The following is a 16,241-nucleotide window of genomic DNA, read 5'->3' as shown; positions in this document are numbered from 1 at the left end:
CACCCCACACCACAGGGTCGACTTCGTCCGCGCCGCCGCTTAGATCGCGCGCCATGTCCGCCGTTCCCCAGCCAGAGGTCGTGACGCTCGGCTGCCGCCTCAACATCGCCGAGAGCGAGGCGATCCGCCAGCTCGCCGGCGCGGGCGTGGCGGTGGTGAACGGCTGCGGCGTGACCAACCAGGCGATGCGCGACACGCGCGCGGCGGTGCGCCGGCTGCGGCGCCGCGTGCCGCACGCCGAGCTGGTGGTCACCGGCTGCGCCGCCGAGATGGATCGCGCCGGCTTCGCCGCCATGCCCGAGGTCGACCGCCTGGTCCCAAACGCCGCCAAGCTGCTGCCGGCGAGCTGGGGTAGCGCGCGCACCAACGCGCCGTGGCCGCGCGCGCAGACGCGCGCCTTCGTCGGCGTCCAGAACGGCTGCGATCATGCCTGCACCTTCTGCGCGATCCCGCAGGGCCGCGGCGCGAGCCGCAGCGATCCGATCGCCGAGATCGTCCCGCGCGTCGCGGCGCTGGTCGAGGCCGGGCAGCGCGAGGTGGTGCTGAGCGGGGTCGATCTCGCGAGCTACGACGACCGCGGCGCCGGGCTCGCGGCGCTGGTCGAGCGGCTGCTCATGGGCGTGCCGGGGCTGGAGCGGGTCCGCCTCTCCTCGCTCGATCCCCATGTGGTGGACGACGCGCTGTTCGCCTTGCTCACCCAGGAGCCGCGGGTGATGCCGCACGTCCACCTCTCGCTCCAGGCGGGCGACGACCTGATCCTCAAGCGCATGCGCCGGCGCCATCGCCGCGCCGCGGCGCTCGCGCTGGTCGAGCGGCTACGCGCCGCGCGCCCCGAGCTGGCGATCGGCGCCGACCTCATCGCGGGTTTCCCGACCGAGGACGAGGCGATGTTTGCCAACACGCTCGCGCTGGTCGACGAGGCCGACATCACCCACGCGCACGTCTTCCCCTACTCGCCGCGCGCGGGCACGCCGGCGGCGCGCATGCCGCAGGTCGAGCCGGAGGTGGCGCGCGCCCGCGCCGCGACGCTACGCGCCGCCTCGACCGCGCGGCTCGCGCGCCGCCTCGCGCGCCAGGTCGGCACGGTGCAGCGCGTGCTGATCGAGCGCCCCGGTGACCGCGGCCACGCCCCCGATTTCAGCGAGGTCCGCCTCGCTGCCCCCCTCCCCATCGGCAGCGTGCACGACGTCGCGATCGTCGCCGCCGCGCCCGACCATCTCACCGGAACCATCGCATGAGCACGAGCTGGCACGACAAGCTGCTGGGCGGCTTTCGCCGCACCTCCGACCGTCTGGTCGGCAACCTCGCCGGCCTCGGCGGCGCGCGGCTCGAGGAGCACACGCTCGATGAGGTGGAGGAGGCGCTGATCGGCTCCGATCTCGGTCCGGAGACCGCGGGTCGGGTCCGCGCGCGGCTCGCCGAGGGCACGTTCGAGCGCAACATGGAGGAGCTCGGCATCCGGCTCGTCGTCGCCGAGGAGGTGGAAAAGGTGCTGGCGCAGGTCGCCAAGCCGCTCGGCATCGACGCTTTTCCCCGCCCGCAGGTGGTGCTGGTGATCGGCGTCAACGGCTCGGGCAAGACCACCACGATCGCCAAGCTGGCGCACCTGTTCCTCGAGCAGGACTATCAGGTGATGCTCGCCGCGGGCGACACCTTCCGCGCGGCCGCGATCGGCCAGCTGCGCACCTGGGCCGAGCGGATCGGCGTGCCGATCGTGACCGGCCCCGAGGGCGGCGACGCCGCCGGGATCGTGTGGGACGCGGTGAAGAAAGCCACCGAGATCGGCACCGACGTGCTGATCGTCGACACCGCCGGCCGGCTCCAGAACAAGCGCGAGCTGATGGACGAGCTCGCCAAGATCCGCCGCGTGCTCGGCCGCCTCAACCCCGCCGCGCCGCACGACGTGCTGCTGGTGCTCGACGCGACCACCGGACAGAACGCGCTCAACCAGATCGAGGTGTTCAAGGAGGTGGCGGGCGTCACCGGGCTCGTCATGACCAAGCTCGACGGCACCGCGCGCGGCGGCGTGCTGGTGGCGGCGGCGGAGCGCTACGGCCTGCCGATCCATGCCATCGGCGTCGGCGAGCAGATGGACGACCTGCGCCCGTTCGACGCGCGCGAGGTCAGTCGGATCATCGCCGGGGTCGACACGGGGCCGCGCAAGTGAGCGCGACGCCGAAGGAGTCGGCGGGCGCGCGCGCGCTGGTGGATTACGGCCCGCTCGCGGTCTTCTTCGCGGTCAACTTCCTGCTGCCGGGCGAGAGCGCGCGACGGCTCGTCGCCGCGGTGACGCCCGCGTTGTCGGATCTCACCCGCGTGGAGGCGCTGCTGCTCGCGCGCGTGATCGTCGCGACCGCCGCCTTCGTGCTGGCGAGCGTGGTCGCGCTGGTGATCGCCAAGGCAAAGCTCGGCCGCGTGCCGCCGATGCTGCTGATCTCGGCCGGGCTGGTGATCGTGTTCGGCGGGCTGACGATGTATTTCCGCGACCCGCGCTTCATCCAGACGAAGCCGACGATCGTCTACGCGCTGCTGGCCGCGACCTTGGGCTTCGGGGCGGCAACCGGGCGTCCGCTGCTCCAGCAGCTGATGGGGTCGAGCTATCCCGGGCTGAGCGAGCGCGGCTGGCATCGGCTCACGCTCAACTGGGTGTGGTTCTTCGTCGCCATGGCGTTCGCCAACGAGGCAGTGTGGCGCGGTGCCGCGGCCACGTTCGGCGCGCAGCGCGGCTGGGACCTGTGGGCGATCTACAAGGTGTGGGTGGTCATCCCGGTGACCATGCTGTTCGCGGTGGCCAACGTGCCGATGCTGATGCGTCACGGGCTGAGCCTGGGCGACGAGACGCCGCCGGTGCCGCCCGAGGGCTGAGCGCCGGGCGACGACGATACGGGATCGAGGAGAGAGAACGAGCGATGAGCGAGACGTGTCACCCCGCGCCGGCGGGTCTGCCCGACAGCATCGACCGCGTCGGCTATGAGGAGGCCTATCGCCGCTCGGTCGCGGATCCCGAGGGCTATTGGCGCGACGAGGCGCGGCGGGTCGACTGGATCAGACCCTTCACCGTGGTGAAGGACACGTCGTTCGACGAGGCCGATTTCCGCATCCGCTGGTACGCCGATGGCGAGCTCAACGTCTCCGTCAACTGCGTCGACCGCCATCTCGCCACGCGCGGCGACCAGGTCGCGATCGTGTGGGAGGGCGACGAGCCCGGCGAGACCCGCACGCTCACCTATCGCGAACTGCACCGCGACATGTGCCGCTTCGCCAACGTGCTCAAGTCGCTCGGCGTGCGCCGGGGCGACCGCGTGACGCTCTACCTGCCGATGATCGCCGAGGCCGCCGCGGCGATGCTGGCCTGCACGCGGATCGGCGCGATCCACTCCATCGTGTTCGGCGGCTTCTCCCCCGACAGCCTCGCCAACCGCATCCAGGACTGCGACTCCCGGATCGTCATCACCGCCGACGAGGGCTGCCGCGGCGGCAAGCGCATCCCGCTTAAGGCGAACGTCGACAGAGCGGTGGCGCACTGCCCCGGCGTCGAGAAGGTGCTCGTGATCCGTCGCACCGGCGGCGACGTCGCGATGACCGCGGGCCGCGACGTCTGGCTCCACGACGCACTGGAGAGCGTCGACGATGATTGCGCGCCCGAGCCGATGGGCGCCGAGGACCCGCTGTTCATCCTCTATACCTCGGGCTCGACCGGCAAGCCCAAGGGCGTGCTCCACACCACCGGCGGCTATCTCGTCTGGGTGACCAAGACCTTCCAGGAGGTGTTCGACTATCGCGACGGCGAGCTGTTCTGGTGCACGGCCGACATCGGCTGGGTCACCGGGCACAGCTATGTCGTCTACGGCCCGCTCGCCAACGGCGCCACCACGGTGATGTTCGACGGCGTGCCCAACTATCCCGATCACAGCCGGCTGTGGGAGACGGTCGACCGGCTCGGGGTCAACATCCTCTACACCGCGCCGACCGCGATCCGCGCGCTGATGCGCGAGGGCGACCAGTGGGTGACGCGCCACAGCCGCGCCTCGCTGCGGCTGCTCGGCAGCGTCGGCGAGCCGATCAACCCCGAGGCGTGGAACTGGTATCACCGCGTCGTCGGCGACTCGCGCTGCCCGGTGGTGGACACGTGGTGGCAGACCGAGACCGGCGGCATCCTGATCTCGCCCCTGCCCTATTCCACCGATCTCAAGCCCGGCTCGGCGACCAAACCGCTGCCCGGCGTCCAGCCGCAGATCGTCGACGCGGAGGGCAAGGTGCTCGAGGGCGCCACCGAGGGCAACCTCTGCCTGGTCGACAGCTGGCCGGGGCAGATGCGCACCGTGTGGAACGATCACGAGCGCTTCTTCCAGACCTATTTCACCACCTATCCCGGCAAGTATTTCACCGGCGACGGCTGCCGCCGCGACGGCGACGGCTATTACTGGATCACGGGCCGAGTCGACGACGTGATCAACGTCAGCGGCCATCGCATGGGCACCGCCGAGGTGGAGAGCGCGCTGGTGGCGCACGCCAGCGTCGCCGAGGCCGCCGTGGTCGGCATGCCGCACGAGGTGAAGGGCCAGGGCATCTACGCCTTCGTCACGCTCAACGCGGGCGAGCAGCCGACCGACGAGTTGCGTGCGGCGCTGCGCCAGTGGGTGCGCGAGGAGATCGGGCCGATCGCCACACCCGACGCGCTCCAGTTCGCGCCGGGGCTGCCCAAGACGCGCTCGGGCAAGATCATGCGCCGCATCCTGCGCAAGATCGCGGAGAACGACCTCGGCGCGCTGGGCGACACGTCGACGCTGGCAGACCCGTCAGTGGTGGACGCGCTGGTGGCGGATCGGGTGGAGTGATCGGGGGAGCGGACGGCTTGGTCGCTGGCCCGTCCTCCCTCCTCTTCATTCCGTCATCCTGAGCTTGTCTCAGGATCCACGGCGCCGCGCACTCAGAAGCCGAAGGGTACGCGGACCGGTGGATCCTGAGACGAGCTCAGGATGACGCCAGCGGGAAAGGCGGAGACAGCCCCCTCGTCCGCCTCACCAGTCCGCCAGCACCTGCCCCGCGCGGATCGTGTCGCCGAGCCGCAGACCGGCGCGCAGCTCCGCCGCGGGCGGCAGGAACAGCAGGATGGTCGAGCCGTGCTCGAACCAGCCCATCTCCTCGCCTTTTCCGATCCGCGCGTCGCACGCCACGCGCGCGCTGCCCTGCTCGCGCAGCACCGTCTCGACGTCGAGGAAGCCGAGCCGGATGCTCGCCACCAGGATCGCCGCGACCGGCACCAGCAGCAGCGGCCTCCCGCCCGCGCTCGCCTCGATCACCGCGCGCTCGTTGCGGCAGAACAGCTGCTCCACCCGCCGGAGCGCGATCGGGTTGACGTTCCAGCAGTCGCCCGAGAGATAGGTCACGCCCTCCACCGTCAGGTCGGCGGGGGCGTGGAAGCGATGGTACATCGCCGCGGTGAGCCGCAGCGTCACGTACCAGCCGTCACGGAAGCGATCGACCAGCGCGGGTTCGGGCACCAGCTCGCCGAGCCGGTAGGGGAAGCCCTTCACCTGATAGACTCGATCACCCTCGATCCGGCCATGCGCGCCGAGGATCGCGTCGCACGGGCTCGCCAGCGTCGTCGGATCGCGGTCATAGGCGCGCGCGCCGGGGCGCAGCCGACGGATGAAGCCGTCGCGTAGCGAGCGGAACTCGGTAGTGGCGGCGTCGGAGAGATCGACGTCGGAGAAGAAGCGCCATGCCGCCAGCGCGGGTCGCGCCACCAGGGGATGTTCCACCGCGGCGATGCGCCCGACCAATTTGGTCGCCCAGCGCCGCGGGATGCGATTGGTCAGCAGGAAGTTGAGATCCTCCTGCAGCAGCAGGCGGAGGAAAGCCGAGCGCATTGTCACACCTGCGTCATCGTGAGGGTCTGTGGGGAGGCATGGAGAAGAAGACGTTCGTCGCGGTGGCCGGCGCGGTCGCCACCACCTTGTTCGCGGTCAGCAAGGGGCGCGAGCGGCTGCGCCTGTCGCGCGCCAAACATCGCTCGCTCGGCGGGCACGGCCGTATGGCGAAGCGCGTCGCGGGGCAGATCCCTTATTACAGCCACCCGGAGGCGCGCTTCTTCCGCGCCGACGGCTGCGACGACGCGGTCGCGGCGCGACGGCGCAGCGGCTTCCGCCGGCTGAGCGAGCATTACGCCGAACGCTTCCCGCAGACGCTCGCGCACACCGCGGAAACGCGCGCGGGCCTGTCCGACCTGCAGTTCACCGGACGCTACCGTGTCCCCTTCCCCTTCGCCGAGGTGGTGCGCGCCAAGCTGCCGACCGGCGCCTTCGTCGAACGGACCGAGGGCGCGTGGCTGATCGACCTCGACGGCAACCGGCTGATCGACTGCACCGGCTCCTACGGCGTCAACCTGTTCGGCAACGACTTCTACAAGGAGACGCTGCGCGAGGCGGTCGCCACCGCCGAGCCGCTCGGCGCGCTGCTCGGCGCCTATCACCCGGTGGTCGCCGACAACCTCCGCCGGCTGCGCGCGCTGTCGGGGCACGACGAAGTGTCGTTCCATATGTCGGGCACCGAGGCGGTGATGCAGGCGGTGCGGCTGGCGCGCTATCACACCGGCAAGCGCCGGCTGGTGCGCTTCGCCGGCGCCTATCACGGCTGGTGGGGCGACGTGCAGCCCGGCATCGGCAACCCCCTCCCCGCCGACCACACGCTGACGCTCGCCGAGATGAGCGACGAGACGCTGGGCGTGCTCGCCACCCGCAAGGACATCGCCTGCGTGCTGGTCAACCCGCTCCAGGCGCTCCATCCCAACGCCGGCGCACCATCGGACAGCCAGCTGGTCGACAGCGCCCGCCGCGCCGGCGCCGACCTCGACGGCTATGCGCGCTGGCTCCACCGCCTCGCCGAGACCTGCCGCGCCAACCGGATCGTGCTGATCGCGGACGAGGTGTTCGTCGGCTTCCGGCTCGCGCCGGGCAGCCTGCTGCGCCGCGTCGGAGTCGAACCCGACCTGATCACCTGGGGCAAGACGCTGGGCGGCGGGCTGCCGGTCGGCGTGCTCACCGGGCGCGCCGCGCTGATGCAGCGCTGGCGTGACGATCGGCCGGTCGACATCTGCTTTGCCCGCGGCACCTTCAACGCGCATCCCTATGTGATGGCGGCGATGGACTCGTTCCTGCGCCGGCTCGAGACGCGCCCGGTACAGGCGCTGTACGACGGCCTCGACGCCAAGTGGGACGCGCGCGCGGTGCAGCTCAACGCCGCGCTCGCCGCCGAGGACCTGCCGGTCGCGGTCGCCAACCTCTCGACGATCTGGACCGTGCTGTATACGCGGCCGTCGCGCTACAATTGGATGCTGCAATATTACCTCCGCGCCGAGGGGCTGGCGCTGAGCTGGGTCGGCACCGGGCGACTGATCTTCAGCCTCGACGTGGACGAGGCCTTGTTCGACGAGATCGTCCGCCGTTTCGTCGCCGCCGCGCGCGCGATGCAGGCGGACGGCTGGTGGAGCGGACCCGCGGTCAGCGACAAGCAGCTGCGCCGGATGGCGCTCGCTGAGTCGCTGCGGGTGCGGCTGGGGCGGTGAAACGCTGCTCCTGACTGTTCCCCGGCGAAGGCCGGGGCCTAGTTGGGGGACGGCCGCGATACTCACGACGGCTTTCCCACCTGGACCCCGGCTTTCGCCGGCGAACAGCGCTTGAGGAAAGGAAGTCGCCCGCTCGCAGCCTCACGCCGCCGCGTGGTGATCCTCGCTGCGCTCGCCCTTGAGCAGCCGCGCGGGCGCGGTGCGATAGAGGCGGAAGTCGCTGAACGGATCGGTGACGATCTTCGTCGCCCAGACGATCCCGGTTTCCAGGTCGCGCTCGATCCACAGCTGGGTCACGCGGAAGAGGATCGCCGCCACCCCGAAGCACAGCCAGCCGAAGCCGACGTGGCGGAGGAAGTCGAGCGCCGTATCGGGTCGCTCGAGCAGCTCGAACAACGTCGGCTCGACCGCCAGCACCAGCGGGATCGCCAGCCACAAGCCCATCAGCACATATTTGCGCGTGAGATTGTAGCCGACCTTCACCTCTTCCTTATACTCGTGGCTGACCCCGTTCTCGTGGTCATAGTCCTTGGGCTCGAAGAAGAAGTGCCCGGCCTGTCGACTCGTCATCGCGACGCCCCAAGCGAGCAGACTCGCCAGCGCGGCGTCGACGAACAGCAAAGCATAGGCCACCAGGAAGGTGCAGGCGCTGACGAAGTGCAGGCTCTGGTTGACCAGATTGTGGTGGTAGAAGCGATGGTCGTCCCAGCGCTGCTCCTTCAGCTGCGCGCGGAAGCCGGGGTTGCCCTGCTCGTCCTCAAAGCGGAGCTTGCGGATCGTCGGCATCACTGGTCCTCCCGGTCGAGCTTGGCGATGCGCACCAGCGAGAAATGGCCGAGCGGCGGGATCTCGCGGCGCTCGGTTAGCGCGACGTCGTCGCGTCCTGCGATCCAGTCGGCGTAGAGCGCGAAGGGGAAGTCGGTGCGGAAGCCGAGCCGGCTGGTCACCGGCATCAGCGTCTTCTCGATCGTGCCGCGAACGCCCTTCTCGGCGCCGACGCGCGTGGTGATCACGATCTCGCCGCCCGGCCGGCAGACGCGCGCGAACTCGTCGAGCGCGCGCGCCGGGTTGGCGACCGCGCTGACGACATATTGCGCGACGACGACGTCGAAGCTCTCGTCGGCGAAGTCGAGCGCCTCGGCGTCGCCGACGCGGATCGCGTCGACATGGTGGAGGTTCTGCCGGCGGACGCGTGCGCGCGCCTTGTCGAGCATGTCCTCGGAGATATCGATCCCGGTCACCCGGCTGGTGCGCGCATAGCCCGGGAGCGAGATGCCGGTGCCCACCCCCACCTCGAGGACGCGGCCGCCGATCCGGTCGGCGGCGCGGATCGCGCTGGCGCGGCCCTGGCGGAAGACGGGCCCGAACACGAGGTCGTAGATCGGGGCCCAGCGATCATAGGCCTGGGCGACCCCGGCCGTCGTCATCACTGCTGTCATGTCAGCGCATTACCTTCGTTGGACCCGCGAGCGGGCGACGGTGATGTCCGACCTCTCTCCACTCGTTGCGTGTCAGCTTCACGACGGATCGGTGAAACGCGCTGTCACGCCGCTGTTACCGAAGTGACATGCGCCAGATGCGAAAAGGGCGGCCCGTCGCCGGACCGCCCCTGTCTGCTTTCCCCGTCGCTCCGTGTTCCTGCGCATGCAGGAACCCAAGGCGGCGAAGGCTGGTGCCCGTGGCTCTGGGCTCCTGCGTCCGCAGGAGCACAAGGCAGTATCCGCTTAGCGCTTCGAGAACTGGAAGCTGCGACGCGCCTTGGCGCGGCCGTACTTCTTGCGCTCGACGACGCGGCTGTCGCGGGTAAGGAAGCCCGCCGCCTTCACCGGCGCGCGCAGCACCGGCTCATACTTGGTGATCGCCTGGCTGATGCCGTGCTTCACCGCACCGGCCTGGCCCGACAGACCGCCGCCCTTGACGGTGCAGACCACGTCATACTGGCCCTCGCGCTCGGTAATGCCGAACACCTGGTTGATGACGAGACGCAGCGTCGGACGCGCGAAGTAGATCTCCTGGTCGCGACCGTTGATCGTGATCTTGCCCGAGCCCGGCTTGAGCCACACGCGCGCGACCGCGTCCTTGCGGCGGCCGGTGGCATAGGCGCGGCCCTGCTTGTCGAGCTCCTGCGCGCGCAGCGGAGCGCGCTGGACCGGCTCGTCGATGCTGCCGGCGAGATAGGCCTCGGCCGAGGCGTCGGCGGCGTCGGTCTGAACCTCGCGCTGCTGCTGGAGCGCCGCACCGAGATCAGAGAGGGACTGGCGGTTGTCGGACATTATGCGCCCACCTTGTTCTTGCGGTTCATGCCGGCGATGTCGAGCACCGCGGGGTTCTGCGCCTCATGCGGGTGCTCGGTGCCCTTGTAGATGCGCAGGTTGCGCATCTGCTGGCGACCCAGCGGGCCGCGCGGGATCATCCGCTCGACCGCCTTCTCGAGCACGCGCTCGGGGAAGCGCCCCTCGAGCACCTTGGCGGGCGTGGTGCCCTTGATGCCGCCGGCATAGCCGGTGTGCTTGTAATAGACCTTGTCGGTAAGCTTGTTGCCGGTGAAGCGCACCTTGTCGGCGTTGATCACGATGACATTGTCACCGCAGTCCACGTGCGGGGTGAAGCTGGTCTTGTGCTTGCCGCGCAGCACGTTGGCGATCACCACCGCGGCGCGACCGACCACCAGGCCGTCAGCGTCGACGATGTGCCACTTCTTCTCCACCTCATGCGGCTTGGCCGCCTTGGTGGTCTTCATCAGCGCCTTCATGGTGCCTGTGACCTCGTTTCGCGTTCAAATAGAAAAGACGCGCCGCCCCGCCGGGCCTGCGCGCCGATGGCGGTGCATTGCCGGCACGAGGCCGTGAAGTCAAGGTTTCCGCGGCTTTGTCGACGGGTATTATGATACCTGAGGATCGATCAGGCGCGGTGGCGGCTCACGGCATGTGCCGCCGCGACCGTGCCGATCAGCAGCAGCGCGGCATTGGCCTGATGCGCCACCGCGATCGGCAGGTCGACGCCGCTGAGCAGGGTCGCAATGCCGAGCGCGATCTGCGTCGCCACCAGCACCGCCACCGCCGCCGCGGCACGGTGAGCGCGCGCCTGCCGCGCGCGATGCGCCAGCAGCAGCAGCCCCGCCGCCGCGACGAAGGCAAACCAGCGGTGGATGAACTGAACCACGATCGGGTTGTCCACCGCGTTGCGCCACGCCGGCGTGACCATCGGCGTCCCCGCGGGGAACAGCGCGTCGCCCATCAGCGGCCAGCTGGCGAAGGCATAGCCGGCGTCGAGCCCCGCGGTGAAGGCGCCGAACACGATCTGCACCGCCAGCAGTGCGAGCGCCAGCCCCGGCAGCGCGCGCAGCGGCGCCGGGCGCGCCAGCGGGTTGTCGGCGAGCGCCACGAGGTCGCGCGCGGTCCAGACGATGCCGGAGAGGATGAACAGCGCCGTGCCGAGATGCACCGCAAGCCGCACGTGGCTGACGTCGGTCCGCACCGACAGCCCCGAAGCGACCATCCACCAGCCGATCGCGCCCTGAAGCCCGCCGAGCGCGAGCAGTGCGCCGAGCCGCCAGCCAAAGCCGCGCGGCACTTGGCGCTTCGCCGCGAACCACAGCAGCGGTAGCGCGAAGGCCAGACCAATCACGCGACCAAGCAGCCGGTGCGCATATTCCCAGAAGAAGATCGCCTTGAAGCCGTCGACCGTCATGCCGCGGTTGAGCTGCTGATATTCGGGGATGCGCTGGTAATTGGCGAACTCGGCCTGCCATTGCGCGGTGGTGAGCGGCGGGATCACGCCCGAGATCGGCTTCCACTCGGTGATCGACAGCCCGGACTCGGTCAACCGCGTGACGCCGCCGACCACCACCATCGCGACGATCAGCGCGGCGACGCAGTAGAGCCAGCGCGCGATCGCGCGCGGGCGGGTGCTGAGCGAGAAACCGGGGCTGGCCTGAAGCATGTCACCGCTTAGCAGAGGCGGGCGCGCCCGTCGACGCTGCGGCGGCGGCTGCGGCAGCCTCCGCCGCCGCCCGCCCGGCGCGGCCCCAGGGTTCCTCCCGGAACCACTTGGTGACGACGTATTTGGTGCCCTCCACCACCGCCATGCCCTCGTGCAGCGTGGCGGTATTGGGGCTTCCGTTCGGGTTCATATTGTCCCAGGCAAGCAGCATCCCGCGCCGCGGCGATACGCGCAGCCCGCCCTGTGGGAACCACGTCGCCCCGCCCTCCTCCACCTCGTTGAGATAGATCATCGCGGTGAAGGTGCGCTGCCCACCATTCTCGCGCATCCGCGGCCAATAGCTCTCACCCTCGTGGAAATAATCGTGGTGAGTGCGGAACAGCTGGCCGGGAGCGTAGCGCTGCCCCTGCATCGTCTCGCCATACTCGGGCGCGATGCCCAGCAAGGCGGCGATCGACTCGTCGACCTGGCGGATGCCGTCGGCGAACCGGTCCATGTCGCAGCTCTCGCTGGTGCGATTGTTGGGATCGCCGCGGTCACTCAGCAGCGATGACGGACGGCGGTTCGAGTCGATCACCTGGATGAGCCAGTCGCACCAGGCCTGGTCCAGAAAGTCGAGGCATCGCCACGCCGCGACCCGCTCGCTGGGCAGGCGCTGCATCCGGGCATCGGCATCGAGCTTGGCGGCCACCGCCGCGCCGATCGCGGCGCGCGCGGTGGAGGGACCGCCCGGGGGAAGGGTCGTCAGGGCCATGCCGGCTCCATCGCGCGGCGCGCGGCGACACGCAAGGCGCCCGCGCCCTCGCTCGCCTCACCAGAAGATGTCGTAGATTACGTCGACCACCTGCCCGCTGTCGAGGTCGACCAGCAGCGCGTCGTCATAGTAACGTACCCAGCGGTACGGGCCGTAGGCGTCGGGCAAGCGATACGCGTAGGGATCATCGATCCAGTAGCTGCGCGCGAACAAGGTCGGCGCGATCCGCACGCCGATGCCGAAGCGCGTGTAGCCGCCGCCCCAGCCGTAGGGCGCGTAGTAGCGCGGTAGGCGATAGGCATAGCGGTTGCTGCTGCGATAGCCGCTCCAGTCGTAGCGCTGGTCGCGCCGCCAGTCGCGGTCCCAACGCGCGCGATCGTCGCGACCGCCCCAGCTTCCGTTACCGCCATTGCCCCAGGCGTAGTTGCCGCGGTCGCGCCGCTGCCAGGCGCCGTCGTCGAAGTCGCGCCGCTCCCAGCCGTCGCCGGATCGCGCGCTGCGCCAGTCGCCGTCGGCGCGGGTGCGCGCGTCGTCGCGGCGGTCCCAGCCGGGCGAGCGGTCGCGCCCGCTGCGCCACTCGGCCCGCGAGCGATCACCGTCACCGCGTACCGCCGGCGCGGCGCCATAGCCCCAACCGCCTGGCCGCGCGCCGGGACGCGGCGCCGGTGCCGGAGTGGGCGCCGGCGGCGCCGCCCAGCCGGCACGGTCGCCGCCGCGTCCGCCGTTCCCCGTGTCGCGTCGCGGCCAGCCGCCCGTATCGACCCGCTCCGGACGGTCGGGACGGTTCCACTCGCCGCGCGGCATCGGTGCTGGGGCCCGCGGCCCAGGCTCGCGCGGCGCCTCGCCGCGGGCTTCGACCCGCGCCTGCATGCGCGCGCGCATCGCGTCGCGCAGCGTTCCCTGCTGCGACGACGCCGCCGCTGGCACCAGACCGGCGCCCACCAGCAGCCCCACCACCAACGCCTTGATCATGGCCCTTACTCTCACTCGCCGGCGCACCAGCCGGCCCCATCATGCGCACGGTCTAGCGCGCGATGACAGAACGATCGCTGAACCGGCCAGTCAGCCCTGGGACAGATCCGCGGCCGCGAGCAGGGCGGCGAGCCGCTCGACGAGCTGGGCGCGCGTGTAGGGTTTGCGGATCACCTGCGGCGCGGGCACGTCGGCGAGTTCGTCGGCGTCGGCATAGCCGGTGACGAACAACACCGGCAGCGTCGGCCGGCGCTGGCGCGCGCGATGCGCGAACTCCACCCCGGTCATCACCGGCATCGCTACGTCCGCCACCACCGCTTCGATCGCGGGATCGGCGTCGAGCGCGTCGAGCGCGGCGGCGCCGTCCGCCGCCTCGACCACGCCGCACCCGGCGTCGCGCAGCGCGTCGGCGGTGATCTCGCGCACGCGATCCTCGTCGTCGAGCACCAGCACGCGCCGTCGCGCCACCGAGCCGCCAGCGCCGCGCGGCTCGCTGACCGGCGCCTCGCTCGGCGCCATGGTGGCGCGCGGCAGGTAGACCGAGACCCGCGTGCCCTCGCCCGGCCGGGTGTCGATCCGCACGCCCCCGCCCGATTGCTTGGCGAAGCCGAACACCTGCGCGAGGCCCAGCCCCGATCCCTTGCCCACCTCCTTGGTGGTGAAGAAGGGCTCGAACGCGCGCGCCAGCACCTCGGGCGTCATGCCGGTGCCGGTGTCGCTCACCGCGACCCGGACATAATCGCCCGCGGACGGCTCCTCCGGCCGCACCGGCGCGCCGAGCGACACGTTGGCGGTACTCACCCGCAGCGTGCCGCCCCCCGGCATCGCATCACGCGCGTTGATCGCGAGGTTGAGCAGGATCAGCTCGAGCTGGGTCGGGTCGACCATGGCGGGCCAGGGCTGGTCGCACACCGCCGCCTCGATCGCGATCGAGCGCCCCAGCGTGCTCTCGAGCAGCGGCACCAGCCCCGTCACCGCGGCATTGAGGTCGACCACCTTGGCTTCGAGCCGCTGGCGGCGCGAGAAGGCGAGCAGCTGCGCGGTCAGCGTCGCGCCGCGCTCGGCGGCGGCGCGGACATGATCGAGCTGCTCGAGCGCGCGCGGCGTCAGCGGCCCGCGTGCCGCGGCGCGCGACACCATCTCGACGTTGCCGAGCACCACGGTGAGCAGGTTGTTGAAGTCGTGCGCCACGCCCGAGGTGAGCTGGCCGATCGCCTCGAGCCGCTGGAGCTGGTGGAGCGTTTCCTCCACCTTCTCGCGCTCGGCGATCTGGCGGGTGAGCTCGGCGGTGCGCTCCTCCACCCGCGCCTCGAGCCGCTCGCCGGCGAGATGCGCCTCGGTCACGTCGATGGCGCAGCCGACATAGCCGAGGAAGGTGCCGCCGAGGAAGCGCGCGCGCGCCTCGGCATGGACCCAGCGCTCGCCGCCCGCGCGCGTGAGCAGGCGATAGTCGCCGCTCAGCGGGTCGCGCGCGCGCTGCCGCTCGACCAGCCGCCGCGCCGCCGCCGCGCGCAGCTCGCTCGGCAGGAGCGAGAGCCAGCCGCCCGTCACCACCTCGCCGGGCGCGACGCCCAGAATCGCGCGGAAGCCCTCGCTGGCGAAGGTGAGGTTCAGCTCGGCGTCGGTCAGCCACACCAGCGCGGGCAGGCTGTCGGCGAGCATGCGGAAGCGCGCCTCGCTCTCGCGCAGCGCGTCGGCCTCGCGCTTGCGCGCGGTGACGTCGATCACGGTGCCGATCGCGCGCGCGCAGCGCTCGTCCTCGAACAGCCCGCGCCCGCGCACCGCGAGCCAGCGGGTCGAGCCGTCGGGCGCGGGGCGGGTGCGATACTCGATGTCGTAGCGCGCGCGGCGCGCCGGATCGATCGTGGCGAGGAAGGCCTGCCGTACGCGCGGCCGGTCTTCGGGGTGGAGCAAGGCTGCGAATTCGGCGAGCGACTGCGCCGGCCCCGGCTCGATTCCGTACATCGCCCAGGTCCGCGGCGAGCAGGAGAAGCGGTCAGCGGCGAGATCATAGTCCCAGGTACCGATCTCGCCCGCCTCGGTAGCGAGCTCGAGCGAGTCGCGGCTCAGCGCCAGCGCGCTCTCGGCGCGATGCCGCTCGGTGACGTCGGTGCCCTCGACGAACACCGCGGTAACCGCCCCTTTGGCATCGGTGACCGGCTGGAGGATGAAGTCGAGCCGGCGCTCCTCGCTGCCGCCGTCGCCGCGCGGCAGCAGCAGCGGCACCTCGGTTCCGCGATACGGTCGCCCCGTCGCCACCACGCCGTCAAGCTTGTCGATCAGCCCGCGCTGCGCCACCTCGGGCACCGCCTCCGCGAGCGCGCGGCCGACCACGTCGCGCCCGCCCACCAGCCGGCGGTAGGAGGCATTGGCGAGCTCGACGACATGGCCGGGCTGGCGCAGCACCGCGATGAAGCCGGGTGCCTGATCGAACATCTCGCGCAGCCGTTCGCGGTCCTCCGCCATCGCGCGCGCGGCGCGCACCCGAGCGGTTGTCTCCGAGACGATGCACAGCACCCCGCCGACGCTGCCGTCCGCCAGCGGTACCGGCGAGTAGCTGACGTCGAAATACACCGTCTCGCCCTGCCCTGCCCGCTCGATGTAGAAGGGGCGGTCCTTGGCGGCGAAGGTCTCGCCGCTGGTGCGCACGTGCGCGAGCAGCGGCTCGAGATCGTCCCACAACTCGCTCCACGACTCGTCCGCCGGGCGGCCCAGTGCGCGCGGGTGCTTGGCGCCGATCGTCGGCGCATAGGCATCGTTGTAGAGCGCGACGTAGTCGGGCCCCCAGAACAGCACGATCTCGATCCGCGCGGGCAAGGCCAGCGCGAGCGCGTTGCGCAGCTCCGCGGGCCAGCCGGCGATCGGGCCGAGCGGCGAGGCCGACCAGTCGTGCGCCAGGATTCGCTGGCCCATCTCGCCGCCGTGCGCGAACAATAAAGCCGGGTCGCTCGCCGAGGTTAGCGGTTGGTTCATCGCGTCGGCCAGCCTAGCGCGGCGTGGCGACTG

Annotated in this window: 14 protein-coding genes; 5 read left to right on the top strand and 9 right to left on the bottom strand. The window is 71.0% G+C overall.

The window, feature by feature from the left end; all coding sequences use genetic code 11:
- The first annotated feature begins 53 nt into the window (after positions 1–53).
- Genes FHY03_RS08570 through acs form a run of 4 tightly spaced genes read left to right on the top strand, consistent with a single transcriptional unit; the run spans position 54 to position 4,838 of the window.
- Complete coding sequence (locus FHY03_RS08570) at positions 54–1,238, top strand: MiaB/RimO family radical SAM methylthiotransferase (protein WP_183930035.1); 1,185 nt, start codon at positions 54–56, stop codon at positions 1,236–1,238.
- Positions 1,235–2,167 carry a signal recognition particle-docking protein FtsY gene (gene ftsY / locus FHY03_RS08565; RefSeq protein WP_132907957.1) on the top strand — a complete coding sequence of 311 codons (933 nt, stop codon included), beginning with the start codon at positions 1,235–1,237 and terminating at the stop codon, positions 2,165–2,167. Before FHY03_RS08570 ends, ftsY begins: the two co-directional genes overlap by 4 nt.
- Positions 2,164–2,865, top strand: a complete 702-nt coding sequence (locus tag FHY03_RS08560; RefSeq protein WP_183920423.1) for an inner membrane-spanning protein YciB — start codon at positions 2,164–2,166, stop codon at positions 2,863–2,865. Before ftsY ends, FHY03_RS08560 begins: the two co-directional genes overlap by 4 nt.
- Positions 2,866–2,909: 44 nt before the next feature.
- Positions 2,910–4,838 carry an acetate--CoA ligase gene (gene acs, locus FHY03_RS08555; protein WP_183930033.1) on the top strand — a complete coding sequence of 643 codons (1,929 nt, stop codon included), beginning with the start codon at positions 2,910–2,912 and terminating at the stop codon, positions 4,836–4,838.
- 183 nt (positions 4,839–5,021) lie between these two features.
- Here acs and asd read toward each other — a convergent pair whose 3' ends face one another.
- On the bottom strand, positions 5,022–5,873 hold the full coding sequence (gene asd / locus FHY03_RS08550; RefSeq protein WP_183920428.1) for an archaetidylserine decarboxylase: 852 nt from the start codon (positions 5,871–5,873) through the stop codon (positions 5,022–5,024).
- Between the two features lie 38 nt (positions 5,874–5,911).
- Between asd and FHY03_RS08545 the strand changes: the two genes are divergently transcribed.
- A complete protein-coding gene (locus tag FHY03_RS08545; protein WP_183930031.1) occupies positions 5,912–7,567 on the top strand; it encodes an aminotransferase class III-fold pyridoxal phosphate-dependent enzyme in 1,656 nt (551 codons plus the stop codon).
- A gap of 141 nt (positions 7,568–7,708) precedes the next feature.
- Here FHY03_RS08545 and FHY03_RS08540 read toward each other — a convergent pair whose 3' ends face one another.
- From FHY03_RS08540 to FHY03_RS08505, 8 genes are all read right to left on the bottom strand, one after another.
- On the bottom strand, positions 7,709–8,353 hold the full coding sequence (locus tag FHY03_RS08540) for an Mpo1-like protein (protein ID WP_183930029.1): 645 nt from the start codon (positions 8,351–8,353) through the stop codon (positions 7,709–7,711).
- On the bottom strand, positions 8,353–8,994 hold the full coding sequence (locus FHY03_RS08535) for a class I SAM-dependent methyltransferase (RefSeq protein WP_260158784.1): 642 nt from the start codon (positions 8,992–8,994) through the stop codon (positions 8,353–8,355). The genes FHY03_RS08540 and FHY03_RS08535 overlap by 1 nt, the downstream gene beginning before the upstream one ends.
- 297 nt (positions 8,995–9,291) lie before the next feature.
- Positions 9,292–9,840 (bottom strand): 30S ribosomal protein S9, encoded by a 549-nt coding sequence (gene rpsI, locus FHY03_RS08530; RefSeq protein WP_132907964.1) that lies wholly within the window; start codon positions 9,838–9,840, stop codon positions 9,292–9,294.
- Positions 9,840–10,319: a 50S ribosomal protein L13 gene (gene rplM, locus FHY03_RS08525; protein WP_183920434.1), complete on the bottom strand. Its 480-nt coding sequence runs from the start codon at positions 10,317–10,319 to the stop codon at positions 9,840–9,842. The genes rpsI and rplM overlap by 1 nt, the downstream gene beginning before the upstream one ends.
- 149 nt (positions 10,320–10,468) lie before the next feature.
- Positions 10,469–11,509, bottom strand: a complete 1,041-nt coding sequence (locus FHY03_RS08520) for a COX15/CtaA family protein (RefSeq protein ID WP_183930025.1) — start codon at positions 11,507–11,509, stop codon at positions 10,469–10,471.
- A 1-nt stretch (position 11,510) separates the two neighbouring features.
- Entirely contained in the window at positions 11,511–12,263 is a 753-nt protein-coding gene (locus tag FHY03_RS08515) for a 2OG-Fe(II) oxygenase (RefSeq protein WP_183930023.1), read from the bottom strand.
- A 57-nt stretch (positions 12,264–12,320) separates the two neighbouring features.
- Complete coding sequence (locus FHY03_RS08510) at positions 12,321–13,235, bottom strand: RcnB family protein (protein ID WP_260158782.1); 915 nt, start codon at positions 13,233–13,235, stop codon at positions 12,321–12,323.
- A gap of 90 nt (positions 13,236–13,325) precedes the next feature.
- Complete coding sequence (locus FHY03_RS08505; RefSeq protein WP_183930021.1) at positions 13,326–16,208, bottom strand: PAS domain S-box protein; 2,883 nt, start codon at positions 16,206–16,208, stop codon at positions 13,326–13,328.
- Positions 16,209–16,241: the final 33 nt, after the last annotated feature.

The organism is Sphingomonas sp. BK345, from assembly GCF_014193845.1.
Lineage (GTDB): Bacteria > Pseudomonadota > Alphaproteobacteria > Sphingomonadales > Sphingomonadaceae > Sphingomonas.
The sequence above is the reverse complement of the archived record's forward strand: the minus strand, read 5'-3'. Positions and strand labels throughout refer to the sequence as shown.